The sequence below is a fragment of the Ferrimonas sp. SCSIO 43195 genome, from assembly GCF_023716685.1.
GTDB classification, from domain to species: Bacteria; Pseudomonadota; Gammaproteobacteria; order Enterobacterales; family Shewanellaceae; genus Ferrimonas; species Ferrimonas kyonanensis.
The window spans coordinates 677,469-700,153 of record NZ_CP072679.1; the positions used below are offsets into that span (position 1 = coordinate 677,469).

General features: G+C 56.4%; 21 protein-coding genes. 9 read left to right on the forward strand and 12 right to left on the reverse strand.

Annotated features, from left to right (window positions below):
- Positions 1 to 46 precede the first annotated feature (46 nt).
- The 7 genes from hemW to J8Z22_RS03265 all read right to left on the reverse strand — a co-directional run bounded on the left by hemW (position 47) and on the right by J8Z22_RS03265 (position 4,723).
- On the reverse strand, positions 47 to 1,192 hold the full coding sequence (hemW, locus tag J8Z22_RS03235; RefSeq protein ID WP_252008748.1) for a radical SAM family heme chaperone HemW: 1,146 nt from the start codon (positions 1,190 to 1,192) through the stop codon (positions 47 to 49).
- Positions 1,189 to 1,788 (reverse strand): RdgB/HAM1 family non-canonical purine NTP pyrophosphatase, encoded by a 600-nt coding sequence (gene rdgB / locus J8Z22_RS03240; RefSeq protein WP_252008751.1) that lies wholly within the window; start codon positions 1,786 to 1,788, stop codon positions 1,189 to 1,191. Before rdgB ends, hemW begins: the two co-directional genes overlap by 4 nt.
- Positions 1,789 to 1,854: 66 nt before the next feature.
- Positions 1,855 to 2,292 (reverse strand): DUF4426 domain-containing protein, encoded by a 438-nt coding sequence (locus tag J8Z22_RS03245; protein ID WP_028114183.1) that lies wholly within the window; start codon positions 2,290 to 2,292, stop codon positions 1,855 to 1,857.
- A 77-nt stretch (positions 2,293 to 2,369) separates the two neighbouring features.
- The gene (gene yggU, locus J8Z22_RS03250) at positions 2,370 to 2,657 is read right to left on the reverse strand and encodes a DUF167 family protein YggU (RefSeq protein ID WP_028114182.1); all 288 of its coding nucleotides are present in this window, start codon (positions 2,655 to 2,657) and stop codon (positions 2,370 to 2,372) included.
- Positions 2,654 to 3,199 carry a YggT family protein gene (locus J8Z22_RS03255; protein WP_028114181.1) on the reverse strand — a complete coding sequence of 182 codons (546 nt, stop codon included), beginning with the start codon at positions 3,197 to 3,199 and terminating at the stop codon, positions 2,654 to 2,656. Before J8Z22_RS03255 ends, yggU begins: the two co-directional genes overlap by 4 nt.
- A 23-nt stretch (positions 3,200 to 3,222) precedes the next feature.
- On the reverse strand, positions 3,223 to 4,002 hold the full coding sequence (proC, locus tag J8Z22_RS03260) for a pyrroline-5-carboxylate reductase (RefSeq protein WP_252010442.1): 780 nt from the start codon (positions 4,000 to 4,002) through the stop codon (positions 3,223 to 3,225).
- Between the two features lie 37 nt (positions 4,003 to 4,039).
- Entirely contained in the window at positions 4,040 to 4,723 is a 684-nt protein-coding gene (locus tag J8Z22_RS03265) for a YggS family pyridoxal phosphate-dependent enzyme (RefSeq protein ID WP_252008753.1), read from the reverse strand.
- A 28-nt stretch (positions 4,724 to 4,751) separates the two neighbouring features.
- Between J8Z22_RS03265 and J8Z22_RS03270 the strand changes: the two genes are divergently transcribed.
- From J8Z22_RS03270 to J8Z22_RS03300, 7 genes are all read left to right on the forward strand, one after another.
- Positions 4,752 to 5,783: a type IV pilus twitching motility protein PilT gene (locus J8Z22_RS03270; RefSeq protein WP_028114178.1), complete on the forward strand. Its 1,032-nt coding sequence runs from the start codon at positions 4,752 to 4,754 to the stop codon at positions 5,781 to 5,783.
- A gap of 8 nt (positions 5,784 to 5,791) precedes the next feature.
- A complete protein-coding gene (locus tag J8Z22_RS03275; protein WP_252008754.1) occupies positions 5,792 to 6,907 on the forward strand; it encodes a PilT/PilU family type 4a pilus ATPase in 1,116 nt (371 codons plus the stop codon).
- A gap of 95 nt (positions 6,908 to 7,002) precedes the next feature.
- Entirely contained in the window at positions 7,003 to 7,635 is a 633-nt protein-coding gene (locus J8Z22_RS03280; protein ID WP_028114176.1) for a TetR/AcrR family transcriptional regulator, read from the forward strand.
- A gap of 7 nt (positions 7,636 to 7,642) precedes the next feature.
- A complete protein-coding gene (locus J8Z22_RS03285; protein WP_245595617.1) occupies positions 7,643 to 8,983 on the forward strand; it encodes an efflux RND transporter periplasmic adaptor subunit in 1,341 nt (446 codons plus the stop codon).
- Complete coding sequence (locus J8Z22_RS03290) at positions 8,980 to 12,084, forward strand: efflux RND transporter permease subunit (protein ID WP_252008756.1); 3,105 nt, start codon at positions 8,980 to 8,982, stop codon at positions 12,082 to 12,084. Before J8Z22_RS03285 ends, J8Z22_RS03290 begins: the two co-directional genes overlap by 4 nt.
- 373 nt (positions 12,085 to 12,457) lie before the next feature.
- Positions 12,458 to 14,692 (forward strand): bifunctional diguanylate cyclase/phosphodiesterase, encoded by a 2,235-nt coding sequence (locus tag J8Z22_RS03295; RefSeq protein WP_028114173.1) that lies wholly within the window; start codon positions 12,458 to 12,460, stop codon positions 14,690 to 14,692.
- A gap of 439 nt (positions 14,693 to 15,131) precedes the next feature.
- Complete coding sequence (locus J8Z22_RS03300; RefSeq protein WP_028114172.1) at positions 15,132 to 16,427, forward strand: NAD(P)/FAD-dependent oxidoreductase; 1,296 nt, start codon at positions 15,132 to 15,134, stop codon at positions 16,425 to 16,427.
- A 51-nt stretch (positions 16,428 to 16,478) separates the two neighbouring features.
- On the opposite strand, the gene yciA is transcribed toward J8Z22_RS03300, so the two are convergent.
- The 3 genes from yciA to nfo form a co-directional block, all read right to left on the reverse strand.
- Entirely contained in the window at positions 16,479 to 16,874 is a 396-nt protein-coding gene (gene yciA / locus J8Z22_RS03305) for an acyl-CoA thioester hydrolase YciA (protein WP_281171325.1), read from the reverse strand.
- Positions 16,874 to 17,893: a low-specificity L-threonine aldolase gene (gene ltaE / locus J8Z22_RS03310; RefSeq protein WP_252008758.1), complete on the reverse strand. Its 1,020-nt coding sequence runs from the start codon at positions 17,891 to 17,893 to the stop codon at positions 16,874 to 16,876. The genes yciA and ltaE overlap by 1 nt, the downstream gene beginning before the upstream one ends.
- Positions 17,894 to 18,378: 485 nt before the next feature.
- Positions 18,379 to 19,230, reverse strand: coding sequence for a deoxyribonuclease IV (gene nfo, locus J8Z22_RS03315; RefSeq protein WP_028114169.1), 852 nt, complete (start codon positions 19,228 to 19,230; stop codon positions 18,379 to 18,381).
- A gap of 115 nt (positions 19,231 to 19,345) precedes the next feature.
- Here nfo and ung point away from each other — a divergent pair, with 115 nt between their 5' ends.
- Together ung and J8Z22_RS03325 are read left to right on the forward strand one after the other, a co-directional pair.
- Positions 19,346 to 20,008: a uracil-DNA glycosylase gene (ung, locus tag J8Z22_RS03320; RefSeq protein WP_035416174.1), complete on the forward strand. Its 663-nt coding sequence runs from the start codon at positions 19,346 to 19,348 to the stop codon at positions 20,006 to 20,008.
- Positions 20,009 to 20,105: 97 nt separating this feature from the next.
- Positions 20,106 to 20,648, forward strand: a complete 543-nt coding sequence (locus tag J8Z22_RS03325) for a hemerythrin domain-containing protein (protein ID WP_028114167.1) — start codon at positions 20,106 to 20,108, stop codon at positions 20,646 to 20,648.
- A gap of 52 nt (positions 20,649 to 20,700) precedes the next feature.
- Here the strand turns inward: J8Z22_RS03325 and J8Z22_RS03330 are convergent, their stop codons facing one another.
- Complete coding sequence (locus J8Z22_RS03330) at positions 20,701 to 20,883, reverse strand: DUF3545 family protein (protein WP_028114166.1); 183 nt, start codon at positions 20,881 to 20,883, stop codon at positions 20,701 to 20,703.
- Between the two features lie 109 nt (positions 20,884 to 20,992).
- The gene (gene pgi, locus J8Z22_RS03335; protein ID WP_028114165.1) at positions 20,993 to 22,636 is read right to left on the reverse strand and encodes a glucose-6-phosphate isomerase; all 1,644 of its coding nucleotides are present in this window, start codon (positions 22,634 to 22,636) and stop codon (positions 20,993 to 20,995) included.
- Positions 22,637 to 22,685: the final 49 nt, after the last annotated feature.

Consider the following 22,685-nt stretch of genomic DNA (forward strand, 5'->3'; position numbering starts at 1 on the left):
GCGCGTAAAGTGTTAGCGTGTTTGAACCTGCATCAAAACCAGAACGTTACTCTGGTAGAAACATTCCTAGCAGTTCATTGAGGTAGCGATGTCCCAGTGTGGTTAGCTGCATCTGCCGTTCGTCAATGCTGATCAGCCCTTTGGCTTGGGCGGCAGACAGGGTATCGATAACCTGAGCCTGGGTCAGCAAGGTGCGTTGACTCAGTTCTGCCAGAGGCATGGGCTCCATTAGCCTCAGCCGGTTCATGTAATACTCCAGCGCCATGTCGTCGCGGGCGACGTTAGTGTCACTGTCGAGGTAACGGCGTTCAGGGTCGAGGTAACCCTTGGGGTGACGGACTTTGGTGGTGCGCATAATGCGCCTTTCCGCCGGGAGGCTGAGTTTGCCATGGGCGCCACAACCTATGCCCAGGTAGTCACCGAAGCGCCAGTAGTTGAGGTTATGGTCGCAGCGGTAGCCGGGTTTGGCCCAGGCGGAGATTTCATACTGCTGGTAGCCGGCGTCCAACAACAACTGTCGACCCTGTTCGAATATTTGCCATTGCACCTCTTCGTCGGGCAGAGTCGGTGGCTTGGACGCGAACTGGGTATTGGGCTCAATGGTCAGCTGATACCAGGATAGATGGACGGTGTTGTGGGCGATGGCCTGCTTGAGATCGAACAGGGCATCCTCTGTGCTTTGTTGCGGCAAGCCGTGCATCAAGTCGATGTTGATGCGCTCAAAGCCAGCACTGGTGGCCGCTTCGATGGCCGCATGGGCCTGCTTGTCATCGTGGATGCGCCCCAGTCGAAGCAATTTCTGTGGCTGGAAGCTCTGCACACCGATGGACAGGCGATTGACACCGGCACGACGATAGCCTTCAAACCGGCCTGCTTCCAGGGTGCCGGGGTTGGCTTCCATGGTGATCTCGGTGTCGGCCCCAAAGCCGACTCGGTTCTGGACGCCCTCTAGCAGCCGGGCTATCTGGTCGCTGTCGATAAGCGAAGGTGTGCCACCACCGATAAAGATACTGTGCAGTTGTCGTCCCTGAACGCCGTCGAGGTCACCCTCAAGATCCTCCAGCAGGGCATCGATGTACTGCTGCTGTGGAATCGGACCTTTACGGCCGTGGGAGTTGAAGTCGCAGTAAGGACACTTCTGCTCACACCATGGAATATGGACATAGAGTGACAGTGGTGGCAACTGCATCATTGAATGATGCCCTTGTCTTTCAGCTCGGCCAGCAGCAACTTCATGGCCTTGCCACGGTGGCTGAGGCGATTTTTATCGTCTGCTCCCATTTCGGCAGCAGAGCGGGTGTCGCCGCGAACCAGGAACACAGGATCGTACCCATGCCCTTGCTCGCCTCGGGCGTGATCGAGGATTTCACCTTCCCAGCTGGCCTGGCAGATGATCGGGGTTGGGTCTTCGGCGTGGCGCATAAATACTAATACGCACTGAAAACGGGCACTGCGTTCCGGCTTGCCTTCCATCTCCTGCAGCAGTTTGCGCCAATTATTTTCCGCATTGGAGGGTTCTCCGGCGAAACGGGCAGAGTAGATGCCCGGCTTGCCATTGAGGGCATCCACCTCGATGCCGGAATCGTCGGCAATGGCGGCAAGGCCTGTGGCCTGAGCGGCATTGCGGGCTTTGATAATGGCGTTTTCGACGAAGGTCAGGCCATCTTCAATGGCCTCGGGAACCTCAAACTCACTCTGGGGGGAGACGCGAATAGGGAAGTCGGCCAGCAGGGTGGCAAACTCTTTGACTTTGCCGGCGTTGCCGGTAGCCAGGACAATCTGTTTCATGGGCTGAATCACTTAAACCAAAGCTCGGACTGGGGATTCTAACCGAGCGTTGGCCAATGCGCGATATCAGTCGACGTAGAACTTCTGTTTGAATTGCAGATTGGTGTCCAGATCGGTGCCGTTTTTGATGTCGAGGCTAAAGGTAAAGGTTTCCTCATTGCGGTGCTCGATCTCAGCAATGTAATAGACCACGTCACCTTCACGAATCTCTTTAAAGCTCAGCTGCTTCTGATTGCCGATAAGGTTCTGGGCATAGCCGTTAACGGATACCGGAATTGCCATGGAACCTTGCGGATTATTGGTGTCGTTGACGGTGATGTTCACCAAGCCGATGTAGCGGCTGCGGGTCAGGCCGTAGTTTTTGGCAATCTGCGGAGTTAAGAAGGTGCTGCCAAAGGAGACGTAATGAATGGCGTAGTCCCCCACCTGAACCTTTTGCTCTGCCTGAACGGGCAGGGACAGGGCCAGGCCGAAAACCAGCATTGCACCTAAGCGAGTAAACATAACGAGCTCCTTTCTGTGTATGTCGGTAGTAATACCAGAAGTCGCCAGCGGCCATGAGCCGCTGGCGACTCTATTTATTATAATAGTTGTTCAATGGCTTCGGGGATCTGCCTGGGGCTGTCAATCTGTATCTGTTTGTGACGCCCCAGTTCGCCCTTGCGAATCATCACCTGTCCTTTGGCGACTTTGAACTGCTTGGCGAGAAATTTGGTCAGGTGGGCATTGGCTTTACCATCCACCGGCGGGGCCGTGATGGCGACTTTAAGTTCGTCGCCGTGTACCCCGACCCATTGATCCCGGCTGGCTTTGGGCTGGATGTACAGATTCAGCAGCAGGCCATCGGCCTGCCGCTGTACTGGCCTCAAATGATTCTCCACAGCGGCAGCAGATCACCGAGGAACAGGTTGATGAAGTTCATGCCAATCAGCAGCACCATCACCGACAGATCCAGTCCGCCCATGACCGGAATCACTCGGCGGATGGGGGCCAGCACCGGCTCGGTGATCTGGTGAAACAGAAACTCGATGGGGTTTTGCCCCTGGCTGATCCAGCTCATGATGGCCCGAATGATCAGTACCCAGAACAGCAACATGCCTGCTTCTTTGACCACGCTGATGGCGGCCAGGTAGAAGGTCATCGGATCAAAGGCGGCGCCCTTGATTGCCATCAGTACCAGCCACTTCGCCAGCGCCACCAGATAGGCGAGCACTACCCCTGCCAGATCCAGGCTGCCCAGCGACGGAATGATGCGACGCAGGGGGGACAATACCGGGTGGGTAGCTTTGACGACAAACTGGCTGAAGGGGTTATAGAAATCTGCCCGGGCCCATTGCAGCCAGACACGCAGAAGCACCACCATCAGGTAGAGGTTAAACAGGGTGGAGATCAAGTAGAGAGTTGCATTCATGGGATGACAATCCGTTTAAAAAATTAAAAAAGTTCGGCCATTTCCTGGGCTCGGTTGACCGCGGCCTGCATGGCACCGTCGACGGTCTTCCGCAGCCCCTGATGTTCAAAATGTTCGATGGCTTTGGCGGTGGTGCCACCTTTTGATGTGACTCGGGCACGCAGCTCGGCCAGGGACAATTCGGGGTTGTGTTTGACCATGGCGGCGGCACCGACGGCGGTCTGTTCAATCATTTTGCGGGCTTGCTGAGGGGAGACACCCAGGCTGTCGACGGCGCACTGCTCCATCGCTTCCATCATCAGGAAGAAATAGGCAGGGGCACTGCCGGCGCAGGCGATCACTTGATCGATGCCGCTCTCTTCATCGACCCAGACGATCTCGCCCACTGCCGACATCAGGGTCGAGGCCAGGGTCTTGTCCTGCTCAATAACGCCGGGGGCGCCATACAGGCCGGTCATTCCCAAACCCAGCAGTGACGGGGTGTTGGGCATGGCCCGCACCACCCGTACCGGTTGTTGCAGATACTCGGCGATGCGCTCGCACGTGACGCCGGCGGCGATGGACAGCACCAGAGTCTGGCTGAGATCCAGCTGTTTCAACTGGTCGCATACCGATTTGAGAATCTGTGGCTTTACCGCCAGTACCAGCACATCGGCCCCGGCGACCTGAAGATTGTCGGTGCTGGTTCGAATGCCGAAGCTGTCTTGAAGCTCTTCCAGTTTGCCACGGCTGGGGTTGCTGGCCGCGATGGCGTCGGCGGGATAGCCGCCGTTTACCAGGCCACTGATGATGCTGCGGCTCATGTTGCCGGCACCGATGAATGCGATAGTAGAGGTCACTTTACTTCCTTGCGCCGAAAATTGCGGTACCCAGGCGTACCATGGTGCTGCCCTGCTCGATGGCGGCGTCGAGATCGCCGCTCATCCCCATGGACAGGGTATCGATACCACTAAATCGTGATTTTAGCTCATTAAACAGCTTTTTAACCTGACTAAATTGTTGCCTTTGATGTGCAGGATCGTCGCTGGCCATGGGAATGGCCATCACGCCTCTCAGGGCCAGATTCGGCATATCATGAATCTGTTCGGCCAGTAACATTAACTCATCGGCGGCCACGCCCGATTTGCTGGCTTCATGGCTGACGTTGACCTGAATGCACAGGTTCAGTGGTGGCAATGTCGCCGGCCGTTGCTCCGACAGTCGCTGGGCAATCTTGAGCCGATCGACACTATGAACCCAGTCGAAGTGCTGAGCGATAGGCCGGGTCTTGTTGGACTGAATCGGGCCGATAAAGTGCCAGACGATCGGCAGTTCGGCCAATTGCTGTTGTTTTTCCAGTGCTTCCTGCAGGTAGTTTTCGCCAAAGTGGCGCTGCCCGGCGTCGTAAGCCTGCTGCAACAGCGGCGCCGGCTTGGTTTTGCTGACCGCCAGCAAGGTGATCTGGTCGGGATGGCGATCACTGTTCCGGGCGGATTGTGCAATCCGTTGCTGGGCCAGACTCAACTGGTCTGCTATGGTTGTCATAATTTTCAGCTAATTTCTTGTCAGATAAATGGATATTACTGAGCTTCTTGCCTTTAGTGTAAAACACAACGCCTCCGATCTGCACCTCTCCTCCGGGGTTGCGCCAATTATTCGTGTCGATGGTGAGGTTCGCCGCCTCAATGTGCCTGAACTGGACCATGCCACCATACACAGCCTGGTGTATGACATCATGAATGATAAGCAGCGCAAGGAGTATGAACAGAACCTGGAGATTGATTTCTCATTTGAAGTGCCAAACCTGGCTCGTTTCCGGGTGAATGCGTTTCATCAGGCCCGCGGGGCGGCGGCGGTGTTTCGCACCATTCCCAGTACTGTCCTCAGCCTGGAGCAACTGGATGCACCGGATATTTTCCGTCAGATTGCGTCCTTTCCCCGTGGACTGGTGTTGGTCACCGGCCCGACTGGTTCCGGTAAAAGCACCACCCTGGCGGCCATGGTGGATTACATCAATGCCGAACGGCGGGATCACATCCTGACCATTGAGGATCCCATTGAATTTGTGCACCAGCCTAAAAATTGCCTGATCAACCAGCGTGAAGTTCATCGCGATACCCACAGCTTCAACAACGCCCTGCGCAGTGCTCTGAGGGAAGATCCCGATGTGATTCTGGTGGGGGAGATGCGGGATCTGGAGACCATCCGTTTGGCGCTGACGGCGGCGGAAACCGGTCACCTGGTGTTTGGTACTCTGCACACCACCTCGGCGGCCAAGACCATTGATCGGGTCGTGGATGTATTCCCGGCGGCGGAGAAAGACATGGTACGCACCATGTTGTCGGAATCGCTGCAGGCGGTGATCTCTCAGGCCCTGGTGAAGAAAGTCGGCGGTGGCCGGGTGGCGGCCCATGAGATCATGATGGGGACACCGGCGATTCGTAATCTGATTCGGGAAGACAAGGTGGCGCAGATGTATTCCGCCATTCAGACCGGAATGAGTCATGGCATGCAGACTCTGGAACAGAGTCTGACCAAGCTGGCCAATCAGGGAGTCATTAGCCGTCAGGATATGATGGCCAAGCTGAACGTCAGTACCTTGTAGGAGTCGATATGGAGATCAACGCCCTGCTGACCGAGATGGTCAGCCGCAAAGCCAGTGATCTGTTTATTACCGTGGGTTTTCCCCCCAGTGCCAAGATCGATGGCGTGATGACGCCGTTGACGGATCAGCCCTTGACCGCAGAGCAGGCGCTTTCGATGGTGGAGGCGGTAATGGCCGCCGACACCCGGCAGCAGTTTCATCAGCACCGTGAGGCCAACTTCGCCTACAGCTTTGATGAGCAGTTGGGGCGGTTTCGGGTGTCGGCGTTCTGGCAGCGGGAGTATCCTGGCATGGTGATGCGGTTGATTGAAACCCGCATTCCGACCCCCCAGGAGTTGCATCTGCCGGCGATCATGTCCGAAGTGGCGATGATGAAGCGCGGGCTGGTGATCATGGTCGGGGCCACCGGAACCGGTAAATCCACCTCGCTGGCGGCCATGGTGGGTCACCGTAATGCCAACCAGGCCGGTCACATCCTCACCATTGAAGATCCCATTGAGTTTGTGCATCAACACCGCAAAAGTATGGTGACGCAACGAGAGGTGGGCCTGGACACCGAGTCGTTCGAGGCGGCGTTGAAGAGTTCGCTCAGGCAGGCGCCGGATGTCATTCTCATCGGGGAAATCCGCAGTCAGGAGACCATGGAGTTCGCCCTGGCTTTCGCCGAAACCGGCCATCTGTGCATGGCCACACTGCACGCCAACAACGCCAACCAGGCCCTGGATCGGATCATGCATCTGGTGCCAAAAGAGAAGCACCGCCAGTTGTTGTTCGATCTGTCTCTGAACCTGAAAGCGGTGATGGCCCAGCAATTGGTGCCCAGTGCCGATGGTCAGGGTCGGCGGGTGGCCATCGAGGTATTGCTGAACACGCCAAGAGTGGCGGACCTGATCGCCAAGGGGGAGTTGCATGAGCTGAAGCAGGCGATGGCCGCCAGCACCGAGCAGGGAATGCAAACCTTCGATCAGGCGTTGTTTACGCTCTATCAACAGGGGCAGATCAGCTACGATAATGCCCTGCATCATGCCGATTCCGCCAATGACCTGAGGTTGATGATCAAGTTGCATTCCAAGGAACGGGACAGCAGCAGTAGCCTGGATGGGGTCACCATCGAGTTGGATTAATTCATCAATTGCCGATATTAAGATGAATTATTGCAGTGCCTTAGGTTGTCACAGTACCTTAATATTCATCGACTGATGAATATTAAGGTACCGCCATGGCCAATCGACAGGGTCGACCTGTGGGTGACTCCGATGCCCGCCAGCGTTTGATCGACGCTGCCCGTAAACAGTTTTCCTTTGCCCCCTACGAAAAGGTGTCAACCCGCCAGGTTGCCGAAGAGGCCGGCGTTAATGCCGCGTTGATTCGATACTATTTTGCCAATAAATGGGGTTTGTTCGAAACCATGATGGCGGAAACGGTCGCCCCCATCTCCGAGAAGGTACTGCAGGCGCAGCAGAGTGAGGACTTTGAGTCCATCAGCGTGGTGATGCGCACCTATAACCAGGTCATGTCAGAAAGCCCCTATTTTCCCCGCTTGGTGTATCGCTTGCTGTCTATGGAGGGCTCCGCCGGCCAGGTACAGCAACTGCAGAAACTGATTCATGGTGTGTTTTCCCATGGAGAAAATTTGATGTTTGAGGAACTGGCTGGCAAAGGCGGACTCAAACCCGGCGTCGATCCCGCTCTGGCCAGGCTCAGCTTCGCCAGTTTGATGGTGTTTCCCTTCCTGGCACCGCCGTCGATGTTGAAGGTTCAGGGAATCAAGGTCGATGATGATTTTTACCACCGCCTGGCGGAACACAACATCGCCTTGCTGCAAGCAGGCCTGCTGAAACAACCGGAGTAACCCTACCATGCCCGATACCCTGCTAACTCGCCTTGAGCTCGGCTCCAGATTTGGCCGCTATGCCAGGCGTCATCCGAGACAGCTTGGGGTGGCTGCCATCGCCATCGGTGCACTGGTGCTGGTGCTGGCCATTCAGCTGCGGCCGTCGGCGCCGGTGAATCCGTCAGCCAGTCATGCCCGCCTGGTGGAGGTGATGACCCTGACCAAGGGCAAAGTTTCCCCGCAGGTGAAAGGTTATGGCCGTGCCGCGCCGAAATTGGTGTGGCAGGCATTGTCTGAAGTCAGTGGGGCGGTGGTGTATCGCAACCCGTTGCTGGAAAAGGGCCGTTTTCTGGCCGCCGGGACCGAGTTGGTGCGCATCGACCCGCTGGAGTATGAGCTGGCGGTCGCCCAGGCCGAGGCCGATGTCAACAGTGCCAGGGCGCAATTGGCGAGGCTGGCGCAGCAGCGGGAGAATACCGACATTTCACTGGGAATCGAAAGCAATCGGCTGCAATTGGCCAGTGAAGAGTTCGTGCGCAAACAAAAATTACAACAGCAGGGGCTGACCTCTCTCTCTGAGCTGGACAATCAGCAGCAGAGCGTACTGTCGCAAAAAAAATTGGTGCAGGAACTGCAGAACCAGCTGGCGCTGCTTCCTGACGACATCAAGGTGGCTAAGGCGCAGTTGAAAGTCAGCGAGGCGAGGTTGCAGGACGCCAATCGCAAACTATCCAAAACCCGTGTCAGCTTGCCGTTTGATGCTCGCATCGCCCAGGTAGGGGTGGAGTCCGGTGAAGTGGTCAGTAATGGCCAGATGATGGTCGAGGCCGATGGCTTGGAGGTGATGGAGGTGGAGGCTCAGGTTGCCATTCATGATCTCATCACCCTGATGAAAGGGCAGCGCCTGCCATTGCCGGAGGGACAGCTGCCGGATGTGTCCAGATTAAACCTGGACGCCAGCGTTATGCTGCAAAGCGGTCAGTTTGAGGCTCGGTGGCCAGCGACGGTTGCCCGCTTCAGTGAGGCCGTGAACCCGGCTCAAGCTACCGTTGGGGTGATTCTGGAGGTAAAACAGCGTTATGGCGAGGGTAAACCCCGACCGCCTCTGACCAAGGGGATGTTCGTCGAGGCCAGGTTATCCGGAGTGGCGGCGGAGCACTTTCTGGTGCCGGAACACGCACTTCGGGGCACCGACCTGTATCTGATGGATGATCAGCAGCGGCTGTTGATTAAGCCGGTGACGGTGTTGTTCCGCAGCGGCACCCAGGTGGCGATCAGTGGCGACCTGGAGCCGGGAATGAAGGTGGTGGTGAATGACCTGATTCCTGCTGTTGCCGGCATGTCTTTGAAAGTGGTGCAATCATGATCGCCTATTTCAGTCGTCACCCCACTGCCGCCAACCTGCTGATGGCGGGCATTATGCTGATAGGTCTGCAGGCCCTGCCCGGTATCAAGCGGGAGACCTTTCCCGAGTTTGACCCAAAGTACATCAGTGCCTCTGTCGCCTATCCCGGGGCGTCGCCCATGGAGGTGGAGGAGAGCCTGTGCCTGCGAATGGAAGACGCGGTAGATGGTATCGGTGACATCATCGAGACCAAGTGTTCGGCGCTCGAAGGCGCCGCCACCCTGATGCTGAAGCTGGATGACAACGCGGAGATCAGCCGTAACCTGGTGGATGTCCAGACCCAGATTAATGCCATCAAAGATTTTCCCGCCGACATTGAGCCGCCGGTCGTGCAGCAGTTTGAGTGGACCGAACCGGTGATTGATGTGGCCATCAGTGCCGATCTGCCGCCGCCGCAGCTTAAGGCCTACGCCGAAGATCTGAAACGGCGGATTAAACTGGATGCGGATGTGGCACTGGTGGAGGTCAAGGGGTTTTCCGATCACCAACTTCGGATTGAGCTGCGCCAGGCCCAGGTTCGTCAGCTGGGACTGTCGGTAAAGGAGATTGCCGACAAGGTGGCACAGCAGAACGTGCAACTTCCCAGCGGCAGCATTGAGACCGACCAGAAAAACTTGCTGATTCGTTTCGATGAGCGACGGGTAACGCCTCAGGGACTGGGTGAGTTGGTGGTGGCCTCGGATGACAGCGGTGCCGTGGTCAGGTTGAAGGAGATTGCCACAATTACCGACAGGTTTGAGCTTGATGAGGCCAAGATTGATTTCGATGGCCACCCGGCCGCGGTGCTGACCATCAGTAAGAATGAAGCGGAAGATGCCCTCAAGGTCAAAGATAGGGTGGTGGACTTCATTGAGCAGGAGCGCAGCCGCATTCCCGATGGCATCATCTTGAGCCTGACTAATGATCTGTCGTCGTTATTGTGGGATCGGCTGACCATGATCCTCAGTAATGGCTACCAGGGCATCATCCTGGTGTTTCTGGTGATGTGGCTGTTCTTTTCGTTGCGGTACTCGTTTTGGGTAGCCGCTGGCTTACCGGTTGCCTTCCTGGGGGCCCTGTTCCTGATGAGTGTCTTTGGCATCTCCATCAACATCATGACTCTGGTGGCATTGTTGATGGCCATCGGCATCATGATGGATGACGCCATTGTCCTGGCGGAGTCCATTGCTGCCCACATCGACCGGGGCATGGAGGTGGATCAGGCGGTGATCGCCGGTGTTAACAAGGTGATGCCCGGGGTGGTGTCGTCGTTTTTGACCACGGTGTGCGTCTTTGGTGGATTGCTGTTTCTGGACGGTCAGATGGGGGCGGTGCTGTCGGCGATTCCGGCGGTGTTGATCATGGTGCTGAGTCTGTCTCTGATCGAGGCGTTTCTGATTCTGCCCAACCACCTGGGGCATTCGTTGCACAAACAGCGGCAGGAGCGTGAAGCGACCGGAGTGCGTCGCCGTTTTCAGGATGGCTTTGAGCATTTCCGCAACCATCGACTGGTGCCGGCGGTGCGCTGGGCGGTGGCGCGCCGTTACGCCTTTGTGGGCTCGATCATTGGCCTACTGCTGGTCTCGTTTGCCCTGGTGGCCATTGGCGCAGTGAAGTTCATTGGCTTTCCCGAGCTCGATGGCGATGTGGCCGAGGCCAGGTTGATTTTGCCACCGGGGTCGACGTTGAAGCAGACCGAAGCGGTGGTGGATCGAATAACCGCTTCGGCGGCCGAAGTGGCCGAGCGTTTTACCCAGGAACAGCAGGAGCCGCAGCCGCTTTTGCGTCACACCACGGTACACTACAACAGCAATCAGGATGCCGGTGAGAGCGGCCCCCACGTGGCGACCGTCAGGCTGGATATGTTATCTGCGGAAGTGCGAAACACCCGCATCGACGAGTTTATCGATGCATGGCGTCAGCACACCGGTGAGCTGGCGGCGCCGTTGGCGTTGTCATTTCAGCAACCGAAAATGGGGCCGGGCGGCCGCGACATAGAGTTGCGGTTTCAGGGCGATGACCTGCAACAGCTAAAGCGGGTGTCGGTTCAGGTACAGCAGTATCTGGGCCAGTTTGATGGCGTGACCGGGTTGCTGGATGACATGCGTCCTGGTAAGGAAGAGATTAAAGTCAGCCTGCGTCCAGGCGCCGAAACCTTTGGGGTCGACGGCAACCTGATCGCGGCGCAGTTGCGGGCAGCATTTTTCGGTCAGAATGCCGACATTGTTCAGGTTGGACCGGAAAATATCGAGATTCAGGTGCGACTGGATAAGCGCCAGGCCGGTGACATTGATGCCCTGAGCCGGTTTCCGGTGCTGGTGGCCGAGGGCAGCCAGATTCCTCTGGCGGCAGTGGCAAACATCGAGTTTCAGCGCTCGTTCGTGCGGATCCAGCGCATCGATGGTCTGCGTACCATCACCGTGATGGGCAACATCTATAACAGCAAAGCCAATGCCGCGCAGGTGCTGACTCAGCTGCGGCAGGAGTTTTGGCCTGAGGTGAAGCAGCACAACCCGGGTGTCAGGTTGGTGGTGGAAGGTGCCTCTAAGGACTCCCAGGAAACCTCCAGTTCCATGCAGCGCGGCTTTATCATCGGTTTGTTCGGCATCTTTGCCATCCTAAGCTTCCAGTTTCGCAGTTATCAGGAGCCACTGGTGGTGATGTCCGCCATTCCCATGGCTCTAATTGGGGTGATCTGGGGCCACGCCTTGCTGGGTAAGGACCTGTCGATGCCTTCGATGTTGGGTTTTGTGTCCCTGGCTGGTGTGGTGGTCAACGATTCCATCTTGCTGGTGCAGTACATTCGCCACCACCTGCAAGCGGGAGAGGAGATCTACGAAGCGGTGGTGCAGGCCAGTCGCGAGCGCTTTCGGGCGGTATTTTTGACCTCACTGACCACCGCCGTGGGCTTGTTGCCGCTGTTGTTGGAAACCAGCTTGCAGGCCCAGGTGGTGATTCCCATTGTCATCTCCATTGTGTTTGGGATCTTTGCTTCAACGCTGTTGGTGCTGTTTATGATTCCCGCCGCTTACGCCATCCTGGCTGATCTGGGCTGGGTGAGACAAGCTGACGCGGCTGGCTAGCCCCGGGAGGCCCTTGTAGGAGATCGCCCTTTTTCGAGTAGGAAAAGGGCGGCGCCCTATTTTTAAAGCTGTTGATGTTTAAGTATTAGTTCCTGCTGTTTTGTCATTGATTGGTGATTTTTTTTGAGGCCAGATCTTGGCGTTATTGGCCCTGGCTGACTAAATTTACACTTGCCGATCTGCCCGCGTTTCACTCTAATAAATTCCGCCGCAGAGGGGAGAACCCCGATGCAGAGGCGGTCAATTCTATCGTCGTTGTACGCCACCTGCCGTGGTGGCGCTGTCCGCAGGATGCGGGCTAGGCTCTGGGTGCAACCGGTTTATCGGAAATAGGCTGTGGGAGGGCTCCCGCCTTGAGATAAGAGGTGCAAGGATGCAACGGATTTTTGCTCGGCCACTGAAGTGGCAATTGACCCTGGTGTTTGCTGTGATCATGGCGGCGGGTACCGTCATTAGTTGGCGTCTGTCGGAGATGGGATTGCGTCTCGACGATGCCAGTGCCAACCTGGTGCAGCACAAGATTCCCGAATTAAACCGAATTCATCAATTGAGGTATCAGGTCCTGGAGCTCAAAGGGCTGCTGGTGGATGCCGAACAGGCGGGCATTAGCGTCGGCTTGCAACAGCAGATTGAGTCCACCGCCCAGCACAGCACTCAGTTGCTGGCCGAGTTACAGCAGCAGCAACACCGTGCGGCCCTGTTTCAGGAGCTGCAACTGGCGTCATCGCAGCTGCGCCAGTGGACGGCCTCACCCCAAAGCGCAGAATCCCTGCCTCAGTTGGCTGAGATCAGTGAGCTTTTGTTGTCAGTGCTTGATGGCGTCGATCTGGGGCTGATGAATGATGCCGGTGATTATCAGCAACTTGTGCATACAGCGACCGAAGGGGCCACGCGCCTGGTGGTGCAGTTTTTGTTGCTGTTGTGGCTGGCCATTGCCTTGATCGCCTTCCTGTCGTTGATCTTCTTGCGGGAGCATCGTCGCCGCAAGCGGCTGAGCATGTTCCCCGAACACAACCCGGATCCGGCTCTGGCCTGTGACTATCAATTGACTCTGACTTACCACAACCCGGCCTTTGATCGCTTAGCGGCTGAACTGGGCTTTGACTGCGCCAAAGAGATGTTTCGCACCTTGCTTGAGGCACTGAATTATCGCGACAGCCTGGAACCGATGAAGGAACACAGGCTGACATTTTATGGCCGGACTCTGGCGGTGACAGTGGTGATGCTGGATGAGCTGGAGCGGATCCATATGCACATAAAAGATGTGTCCGAGGCCCAGCAGGTACAGGAATTGATGGAACATCGCAGTAACCATGATTTTCTGACCGGGTTGCCGAACCGGCGTCGTTTCGAGCATGACATCGACTATTGGCTTACTCACCAGAGCTGTGAACTGGTGGTAGGCATGTTGCATCTGGACCGGTTTCAACGGGTGACTTCCGCAGTGGGTTTTGGCGGTGGTGACGGTGTGTTGATACGGGCCACCGAGATTCTCAGCAATCAACTGCAGAAACTGTCATTGCCGGATCAACCCATCGCATTGTATCGCTTCGAGTCGACGCGGTTCGCCATGCTCTGGGTCGGGAGTCACCGCCCGGAAGCGGTGTCTCGCCTGGCGGAAAAGGTGAAGTCGTCGTTTCAGCAACCCGTGGTGTGCGGTCGCAGTGAGCGGCAGTTTTTCTTCTCGCTCAGTCAGGGATTCTCCTCGACCACAAGTTCCATTCGCGATGCCGGCAGTCTGATTCGGGATGCGGATTGCGCCGCTAGTCGGGCGGTGCATGAGGGTGGAGACCGAGTCCGTTTCCACTCCGAAGCCCAGAGTCAGAAAGAGCAACGGAAACTGAGGTTGGAGCAGGATCTTCGATATGCGCTGGAGCGCAATGAGCTCAAGGTGTATTACCAGCAACAGTGTTGTGAAAGTGAATTCATCAGTGCTGCCGAGGCGCTGTTACGCTGGCAGCACCCCCAGTTGGGGATGATCCCACCGGATGAGTTTATTGAACTTGCTGAGCAATCGGGTCAGATCATTGAGATCGGTGAATGGGTGCTTCAGCAAGCCTGTGAGCAGGTGAAAAGCTGGAATCGAGAAGGGCGGCGCATGGGGGTGGCAATCAATGTGTCGGTGAAGCAGTTGGTGGTGCCACAGTTTGTGGATTCGGTGAAAGAGGTGCTGGCGCTGACCAAGGTGGATCCGTCGTTGATCGAGTTTGAGCTGACCGAATCGATGCTGATGGAAAACCTTGAGGCCGGCAAGCAGGCGATGCTGAAGATCAAGGCGCTGGGTGTGCGCTTTGCCATCGATGATTTTGGAACCGGTCACTCATCGCTGGCGTACCTGTCTCAACTGCCTTTCGATGTGCTTAAGATTGACCACAGTTTTGTCAAGCAACTGCCTCGGGATCCGCATTATTGCAAGGTGACTAAAGCGATTCTCAGTCTGGCCAAGAACCTGGGACTGACGGTCGTTGCCGAGGGCGTCGAGCATCAGGATCAGATGCGCTGGTTACGTCAGCATGGCTGTGATCTGATGCAGGGCTACCTGCTGGGCAAACCGGTTACGGTACCGGAGTTTCGTAAGTTACTGGCATTGCAGCCGGTGGTACATTGACCAAGCGGCGGTTGGTTTGACCTTGTTACCTGGCTTGGGATAGCGTCGCTGCCTGATCGTGCTCAGAAAAGCAGCTACGGCATTTTCTATTTTGATTTCAGCCACTTTAGATTATGAGGCCAGGGTTGCCACTTTCGGCGCGCAAATCCCGTCATTGAGTTTCAGTCACTGAAAGTTGTTGCTGACAGAGTTTTCTGGCTCGAGGCGGATTTTGAGTTCTCGATCGCCTATTTCTGTAGCTATGAGTGGTTGATCATAAAGGATTAAGTTGAATTAATGTCTGTTTGAAAGGGAATGACGGCGTTGTTAGACTGCCAGACGGCTCGATGAGGGTCACATTTGCCAGGATGCAGAACGTGATCAGGGGTGAATTTTGGCCCCGGGGAGTGAGCTGTAACGACTGGTGGTTGCTCAACTAATCCCGCTGTGGAGTGTCACAATGACCAAAATTGTAATCGTTGGCGGCGGCGCCGGCGGCATGGAGATCGTTACCAAGCTGGGACGAAAACTGGGCAGAAAAGGGAAGGCGGAGATCACCCTGATCGATCGCTGCGATCATCATATCTGGAAGCCGCTGCTGCATGAACTGGCCACCGGCAGCCTCGATGAGGGGCTGAACGCACTGGACTACCGCATGCACGCTTCTCAAAATGGCTACCGCTTTGAACAGGGAATGCTGGCGGGTCTCAACCAGATCGACCGGCAGGTGATACTGGCGCCGATGCTGGATGAGTTTGGCACCGAGATCCTTCCGGAGAGAAAAATCGGCTATGACTATCTGGTGATCGGCGTCGGCGCAGTGACCAATGATTTTGGCATTCCCGGAGTGCAGGAACACTGTGATTTTCTGGATCTGACCGAACAGGCGATGGCGCTGAGGAAGAAGATTCGTCACCGCTTCTTACGTTACGCCAAAGAGCACAATGTGGAGCAGGAGCACTTTGAAATCTCCATCGTTGGCGCCGGCGCGACCGGGGTGGAGATGGCGGCCGAGATGCATCATGCCGCGGATACTCTGAGAGGTTACGGTTACGACATACGTGAAGACCTGTTGCAGGTGAACCTGATTGAAGCCACAGACCGGGTTTTGCCTCGTATCGACAAGCCACGCATTTGCGATGCCGTGGCCAAAGAGTTGGCCAAGTTGGGGGTGAGGGTAAAAACCGATACTCGCATCAGTGAAGTGACCCCGGAGGGGATGCATACCGCCGACGGTCAATTCATTCCTTCGGACATGGTGTTGTGGTCGGCCGGGGTCAAGGGGCATCCATTCCTCGCCACCTTGGGTCTGGAGGTCAATCAGGCGGATCAGATCATGGTTCACCCCAGTTGTCAGAGCCTGAGCAATGATCGCGTCTTTGCCTTTGGCGATTGTGCGGCCTGTCCCCAGGAGGACGGCAGCTGGGTACCGCCACGGGGTCAGACGGCCCGGCAGATGGCGCTGTTGGTGGGGGACAACATCGAAAAGCTGATGGCGGATCCCCGGGCCAAGCTGGCGGGGTATGTGTATAAGGATCTGGGATCCTTTGTGAACATGTCCAAGTTCCATACCGTGGGGAATCTGATGTCCTTTGTCGGTGGTGGCATGACGGTGGAGGGAAAGATGGCGCGGCTGGTCTACACCTCATTGTATCGACGCCACCTGATCGCCCTGCATGGTGTCAGCAAGGGGTTGCTGTTGATGTCGCTCAATGGCCTGCAGCGCATCATGCGACCGGAGCTGAAGTTGCACTAGCAGCCAAACCAAAAAAAGGGAGCCCAGGCTCCCTTTTTCTTTGTCAGATTCTCAGCCCTGAGGGGGCACGGTCCGCGGGCGGCCCGATTCGGTGATGGCGACATAAGTGAACGTGCCTTCGGTGACGCAGTAGCGATCTTTTTCGCCTTTGAGCACCGGCTTGGCCCAGACCTCCAGGGTGAGGGTCATGGAGCTGTTGCCGACTCGGGTACACTGACCATGGACACAGACGGCATCACCGACACCGACGGGCTTGTGAAAGGTCATGCCGTCCACCGAGACCGTACAGATGCGACCGCGGGCAATCTCCTTGGCCAGCAGGCCGCCGGCCATGTCCATCTGAGACATGATCCAGCCCCCGAAGATGTCACCATTGGGGTTGGTGTCTGCTGGCATCGCCAGGGTTCTGAGCAGCAGTTGGCCGCTGGGTTTTCGATCTGAATTCACTATGAGTTTCTCGCAAAAAAGGCCTTTATCTGGACAATCACCTTATCCAGATCGCTTCGTTCAATGTCTTTGTGGGTCACCAGGCGCAGGGGGTTGGCTGCCGAAATCCGAATCCCCTGTTGCTCCAGGTGTTGCTGTAAGGCTTTCGGGTCGTACGCTGGGTTGAGGGTAGCAAAGACCATGTTGGTTTGCACCGCAGACAGATCCACATTCAGCTCGTCCAGTTGCGTCAACTCTCGGGCAAGATGGCTGGCGTTATCATGGTCGATGCTGAGGCGCTCCACCTGCTGTTCCAGCGCCAACTGTCCGGCTGCTGCAATAATGCCCGCTTGGCGCATGCCACCGCCGAGCATCTTTCTAAGGCGTCTGGCCTTGGTGATCAGGGCTTCGTCACCGATCAGCAGTGACCCAACCGGCGCGGCCAGACCTTTGGACAGGCAGATGGTCATCGAATCAAAGTGCTGACTGATGCGGGTCAGGGGCACCTGTTGTTTGACGGCGGCATTAAACACCCGGGCGCCGTCGAGGTGGATCTTCAGGCCATGCTCAAAGGCAAATGACTGCGCATCAGCCAAATAGTCCAGCGGCAGCACTTTGCCACCGATGGTGTTTTCCAGGCTGATCAGCCGGGTTTGGGCAAAGTGGCAATCGTCGGGTTTAATCTGAGCTGCCAGCTGCGACAGGCACAGGCTGCCGTCTGGCTGATTGTCGACCGGTTGCGGTTGGATGGAACCCAGGACGGCGGCACCGCCAGCTTCGTAGCGGTAGTTGTGTGCCTGCTGGCCACACAGATACTCATCGCCGCGCTGACAATGGCTCATCAGGGCCAGCAGGTTAGCCTGGGTACCGGAGCTGGTGAACAGCGCCGCTTCAAATCCGGCCATCTCGGCAGCGGACTCTTCCAACTTATTCACGCTGGGGTCGTCGCCATACACATCGTCACCGACCGGCGCGCTGGCCATCGCCCGGCGCATTGCTTCAGTCGGCTGAGTGACCGTATCTGATCGCAAATCAATCATGGTATTTCCTACTGCAGTGCTGGGTAAAAATTGCGCTCACTGTAGCAGCTTGATGGTGAAATGACACTTATTTGCAATGACGATGATAACGCCAGTGCGGGCAAGATCACGTAACCGCTGACAGCGGCCGAATAATGACATTTTCATTGCCGGAAAGATGAGACCGGAGTGGCAGTTTCAGATGAGTGAAATTAATTCGAGGAGTATTATTCGTCGTTTGTCGGCGACGACAATTGGGGTCAAAATGGCCACCTCGTTGATTAAGCAATCAGTGTTAGAGTCAATGAACGCGCCGAGTAATACAGGTAAGTGTTTATTCAGTGTGTGAGTGTTTTCAGTTTCATCCAGTTTGATTTAAATGCAAGTCGGGGTGGTGGTGTTTTCTTGTGTCGGGACACCATCAATTGAGGCCCCATTTGCTGCTTAAGTTTGGCAGGTCAATATTTTGACCTGCCTTTTTTTTGCCTGACATTTGAGCCGGCAGCTTAGCGGGTTGTCCTTTCCAGGCTGTATAGCCACTCAATCTCCTTTGACCACAAACTGTCGTCGATGGTCTCCAGTACCATGGGAATCTCATCGGTGGCCGGGTGGTTCATTAAGAACTGAAACACCTCCGTGCCCATCTCCCCCTGTTGCAGGCTGTGGTGACGGTCAACTCGACTGCCCAGGGTGGACTTACTGCCATTGAGGTGCATGGCGCTCAGGTACTTCAAACCCACCACGCTATCAAATTCTGCAAACGTGGCCCGGCAGGCCTCGAGGCTGGAGAGGTCGTACCCGGCGGCGAAGGTATGGCAGGTATCTAGGCAAACACCGACGCGGCTGCGATCCTCGACGGCATCGATGATGGCGGCCAGGTGTTCGAAGCGGTGGCCCATGTTGGAGCCCTGACCGGCGGTATTCTCAATGACGGCGGTGACTCCCTCTGTGGCGTCCAGGGCCTGATTGATGGAGTCGCTGATCAGGCGAAGGCAATGGGCTTCGGGAATCTGCCTCAGGTGGCTACCGGGATGAAAATTTAGCAGCGACAGTCCCAGTTGCTGACAGCGTTGCATCTCATCCACAAACGCATCCCGGGAGCGGGCCAGCGCATCCGGATCTGGGTGGCCGAGATTAATCAGATAGCTGTCGTGGGGCAGGATGTGGGCAGGAGCGATGCCGACGTTAAGGCAGTTGCTTTTGAATGCGTGGATGCTTTCGTCGGTCAGCGGCTTGGCCTGCCAACGACGTTGGTTTTTGGTAAAAAGGGCAAAGGCTTTGGCGTTAATGGCGGCGGCATTCAGCGGCGCATTTTCAACGCCACCCTGTGCACTGACGTGGGCTCCGATCCGTCTCATGGTCTGGGTTGGCTAAGGAATGGTACCGGGATCCTAGGGGTTTGCGACAAGTGAATCAATTGCTCAATGATAAAGGGTTGTTTATGCTTTGCGTTTTCTTAATCTGAGGCTGAAAATGGGCAAGGATTGGCAGGAGGTTGTCGACCGTGAGCGGCAACAGACTTACTTCGAGGAGATGCAGGCCAGACTGGCAACCCTGAGGCAGTCTGGCGTGGCGGTCTACCCGGCAGACGATCAGGTGCTGGCGGCATTGACCCTGACGCCTCTGCAGCAGGTGCAGGTAGTGATCCTGGGGCAGGATCCCTACCATGGCCCCGGTCAGGCTCATGGGCTGAGTTTTTCGGTGCCCGATGGCGTGAAGGTGCCCCCTTCGCTGCGGAACATCTTCAAAGAGTTGCACCGGGATGTCGATGATTTCGCTATTCCATCCCAGGGGAACCTCAGTGATTGGGCCAGGCAGGGCGTCTTGTTGTTGAACACCGTGTTAACCGTGGAGCAGGGGCGGGCTCACTCCCATGCCCGGCTGGGCTGGGAGCGGTTTACCGATGCCTTGCTGGCGGAGTTGAATCAGGGGCCTCGCCCGGTGGTGTTTATGTTGTGGGGCGCCCATGCCCAGAAAAAAGGTCGGGCGCTGGATTCGGATAAGCACCTGATTTTGAAGGCTCCACACCCTTCTCCGCTTTCGGCCCATCGTGGTTTTTTGGGGTGTGGTCATTTTTCAAAAGCCAACGAGTGGCTGATGCAACAGGGACGTAAACCCATCTGCTGGCAGCTTTGATCTGAGTCAACGAAGCTTCAGGTTAATCAGCGATGGGTTACTGGATGTCACTTAAAGTTAACTACTATTAGTTAAAGCGATTATTAGGGGGAATGCCATGCTGGCCAGGATCCACACCGACCACAAACACATTCTCACCCTGCTACGGGTGTTGTCAGGCAAGGCCAAGAGTTTGCGGGAGGGGCAGGAGGTCAATCTGACCTTGATCCGCGATGTGGTGCACTATCTGCTTCAATACGCCGATACCAGCCATCACCCGATGGAGGACATCCTGTATCGGTATTATCTGGAAAAGAAAGGGGTTGAAGAGCAGGTCAGCCAACTGGAAGTGGAGCATCAGTCATTGCGGGTGGCCACCGAGGAGTTGTTGGACACCCTGAGCATGATCCTCAATGACGCCGTGGTTCCCCGGGACAAGTTGATTACCGACGTTGAGCGCTTCGTGCGCATGCAGACCCGTCATCTGGAGTATGAGGAGAGCAAGATTCTGCCGATGCTCGAAGCCAGCTTTGATGACGACGACTGGAAGCAGGTGGATCAGCTGGTGGCGTCGAAACTGGTGGAAGATCCTCTGTTCGGCCGCGGCAGCGAACAGGAGTTTGAAGATCTGCGCAATTACCTGGCCGATGCCGACGGCTAGAACGCAGTCGAAGGCAGCAAAAAGCCCCGCATCGCGGGGCTTTTTTAATGGGTCAGGCTTCGATCGATTCCCAATCTGGCTCGTATGAGAAGTCGATTCCCTGTAGCTCTTTTTCAAGACGATGCCGCTCTTTCAAGGCTTCAATCTCTCGCCACTTGCGCTTCTTGTTGGTCCTTGTTCGAGTCGGCTTTTCCACAACTGTGCCCAGTGGTGAGCCGTAATCCAACCTTTCCATAGGTCCCCTCCTCAGCTTGCCTCAGTGATTCCGGTATACCATAGCCGGATTTCAGTATGCAACTTATATGTTGCAAAAAGGTTGCGCCTGAAGGGGTGAATTCGTCGGTCTAAATCTCCCCTTTGCGGAAGATCTTAATCAGCTCGACGGTCGAGGCATCCTGATTCAACTTGGGAGTGGCACTTTCCAGGTCATCTAATACCGAATTGCCCAGTACCTTGCCAAGTTCCACTCCCCACTGATCGAAGGAGTTGATCTGCCAAATTACACCCTGGACAAAGGTGCGGTGTTCATAGAGTGCAACCAGTGCGCCGAGGGTGGCCGGAGTCAGTTTGTCCATCAGCAGGGTGTTGCTGGGTTTATTGCCCGGCATCACTTTATGAGGCGCCAGTGTCTCGGCGGCTTGTGGATCGATGCCTTTGTCCAGCAGTTCCTGACGGGCTTCCTCCAGGGTTTTTCCGGCCATCAGAGCCTGGGTTTGTCCAAAGCAGTTTGCGGCCAGCATGGCGTGGTGGCGGCCCAGAGGGTTATGGCTGTTCAGTGGCAGGATAAAGTCGGCGGGAATGATGCCGCTGCCCTGATGAATCAACTGGTGGTAGGCGTGTTGGCCGTTGGTGCCTTCGCCGCCCCAGATGACCGGGCCGGTGTGGTAGTCCACCGATTGGTTGTGGTTGTCGACGCCCTTGCCGTTGCTCTCCATATCCAATTGTTGAATGTAGGCAGGCAGGCCCCGCAGGTAGTGGTCGTAGGTCAGCACCACATGGCTGCCGGAGTCAAAGAAGTTGGTGTACCACACCGCCATCATTGCCATCATCACCGGCATGTTCTGGGTAACCGGTGCGCTCCTGAAGTGGTTATCCATGGCTTCGGCACCGTCGAGTAGGTGGCGGAACTGTTCAAAGCCAATCTGCAGGGCAATGGGCAGGCCAATGGCGGACCACATGGAGTAACGGCCACCCACCCAATCCCACATCGGGAAGATGTTGTCGGCGTCGATGCCAAACTGGATGGCAGCCGGCACATTGGAGGTCACCGCGACAAAATGCTGGCCGATGGCCTCTTCCGGGCCACCGTTGGCCATGAACCAGTCTCTGGCTGTGAGGGTGTTGGTGAGGGTTTCCTGGGTGGTGAACGACTTTGACGACATCACAAACAGGGTGGTTTCCGGGTTCAGCTTCTTCAGTTTTTCGCTGATGGCGGTACCGTCGACGTTGGCGACGTAGTGGCAGTTCAGACCTTTGCGCCAATAGGGCTTCAGGGCTTCGGCCATGATTTTCGGTCCCAGGAAGGAGCCGCCGATGCCGATGCTGACGATGTCGGTGAAGGGCTGGTCGGTATAGCCTCGCCACTCGCCCTGGTGAACCGAGGCCACAAAGGCGGCCATTTTATCCAGGGTAGAAGCGATCTCGGCGCGAACGTCTTCGCCGTCAACCAGCAGGGGGCTGGTGTCGTGGCTGCGCAGCGCCGTATGCAAGACTGCCCGCTGTTCGGTGTGGTTAACGGCAACGCCGTCAAACATCGCCTGACGTTGCTGCTCGAGCTGACACTCTTCGGCCAACTGTTCAAACAGTGACAGGGTTGCGTCGTTGAGGCGGTTTTTGGAGTAATCCAGCCGCAACCCGGCGGCACTGATGCCGTAGCGCTGGGCTCGGGCTGGATCGGACTCAAACATCGCCTTCATATGGCTCTGTTTGATCTCATCGGCGTGTTCTGTCAGGGCTTGCCAGGATGGCAGCGAGGTCAGGTTGCTCATGTCAGGTCCTCTCAAAACAGTAAGGCCCCCAATTGGGAGCCTATGGAAT

What these genes read in the sequence shown, in the direction of transcription:
- hemW (WP_252008748.1), bottom strand. Translation starts at nt 1,192, where the DNA reads ATGATGCAGTTGCCACCACTGTCACTCTATGTCCATATTCCATGGTGT.
- rdgB (WP_252008751.1), bottom strand. Translation starts at nt 1,788, where the DNA reads ATGAAACAGATTGTCCTGGCTACCGGCAACGCCGGCAAAGTCAAAGAG.
- J8Z22_RS03245 (WP_028114183.1), bottom strand. Translation starts at nt 2,292, where the DNA reads ATGTTTACTCGCTTAGGTGCAATGCTGGTTTTCGGCCTGGCCCTGTCC.
- J8Z22_RS03255 (WP_028114181.1), bottom strand. Translation starts at nt 3,199, where the DNA reads ATGAATGCAACTCTCTACTTGATCTCCACCCTGTTTAACCTCTACCTG.
- proC (WP_252010442.1), bottom strand. Translation starts at nt 4,002, where the DNA reads ATGAGCCGCAGCATCATCAGTGGCCTGGTAAACGGCGGCTATCCCGCC.
- J8Z22_RS03265 (WP_252008753.1), bottom strand. Translation starts at nt 4,723, where the DNA reads ATGACAACCATAGCAGACCAGTTGAGTCTGGCCCAGCAACGGATTGCA.
- J8Z22_RS03270 (WP_028114178.1), top strand. Translation starts at nt 4,752, where the DNA reads ATGGATATTACTGAGCTTCTTGCCTTTAGTGTAAAACACAACGCCTCC.
- J8Z22_RS03275 (WP_252008754.1), top strand. Translation starts at nt 5,792, where the DNA reads ATGGAGATCAACGCCCTGCTGACCGAGATGGTCAGCCGCAAAGCCAGT.
- J8Z22_RS03280 (WP_028114176.1), top strand. Translation starts at nt 7,003, where the DNA reads ATGGCCAATCGACAGGGTCGACCTGTGGGTGACTCCGATGCCCGCCAG.
- J8Z22_RS03285 (WP_245595617.1), top strand. Translation starts at nt 7,643, where the DNA reads ATGCCCGATACCCTGCTAACTCGCCTTGAGCTCGGCTCCAGATTTGGC.
- J8Z22_RS03290 (WP_252008756.1), top strand. Translation starts at nt 8,980, where the DNA reads ATGATCGCCTATTTCAGTCGTCACCCCACTGCCGCCAACCTGCTGATG.
- J8Z22_RS03295 (WP_028114173.1), top strand. Translation starts at nt 12,458, where the DNA reads ATGCAACGGATTTTTGCTCGGCCACTGAAGTGGCAATTGACCCTGGTG.
- J8Z22_RS03300 (WP_028114172.1), top strand. Translation starts at nt 15,132, where the DNA reads ATGACCAAAATTGTAATCGTTGGCGGCGGCGCCGGCGGCATGGAGATC.
- ltaE (WP_252008758.1), bottom strand. Translation starts at nt 17,893, where the DNA reads ATGATTGATTTGCGATCAGATACGGTCACTCAGCCGACTGAAGCAATG.
- nfo (WP_028114169.1), bottom strand. Translation starts at nt 19,230, where the DNA reads ATGAGACGGATCGGAGCCCACGTCAGTGCACAGGGTGGCGTTGAAAAT.
- ung (WP_035416174.1), top strand. Translation starts at nt 19,346, where the DNA reads ATGGGCAAGGATTGGCAGGAGGTTGTCGACCGTGAGCGGCAACAGACT.
- J8Z22_RS03325 (WP_028114167.1), top strand. Translation starts at nt 20,106, where the DNA reads ATGCTGGCCAGGATCCACACCGACCACAAACACATTCTCACCCTGCTA.
- J8Z22_RS03330 (WP_028114166.1), bottom strand. Translation starts at nt 20,883, where the DNA reads ATGGAAAGGTTGGATTACGGCTCACCACTGGGCACAGTTGTGGAAAAG.
- pgi (WP_028114165.1), bottom strand. Translation starts at nt 22,636, where the DNA reads ATGAGCAACCTGACCTCGCTGCCATCCTGGCAAGCCCTGACAGAACAC.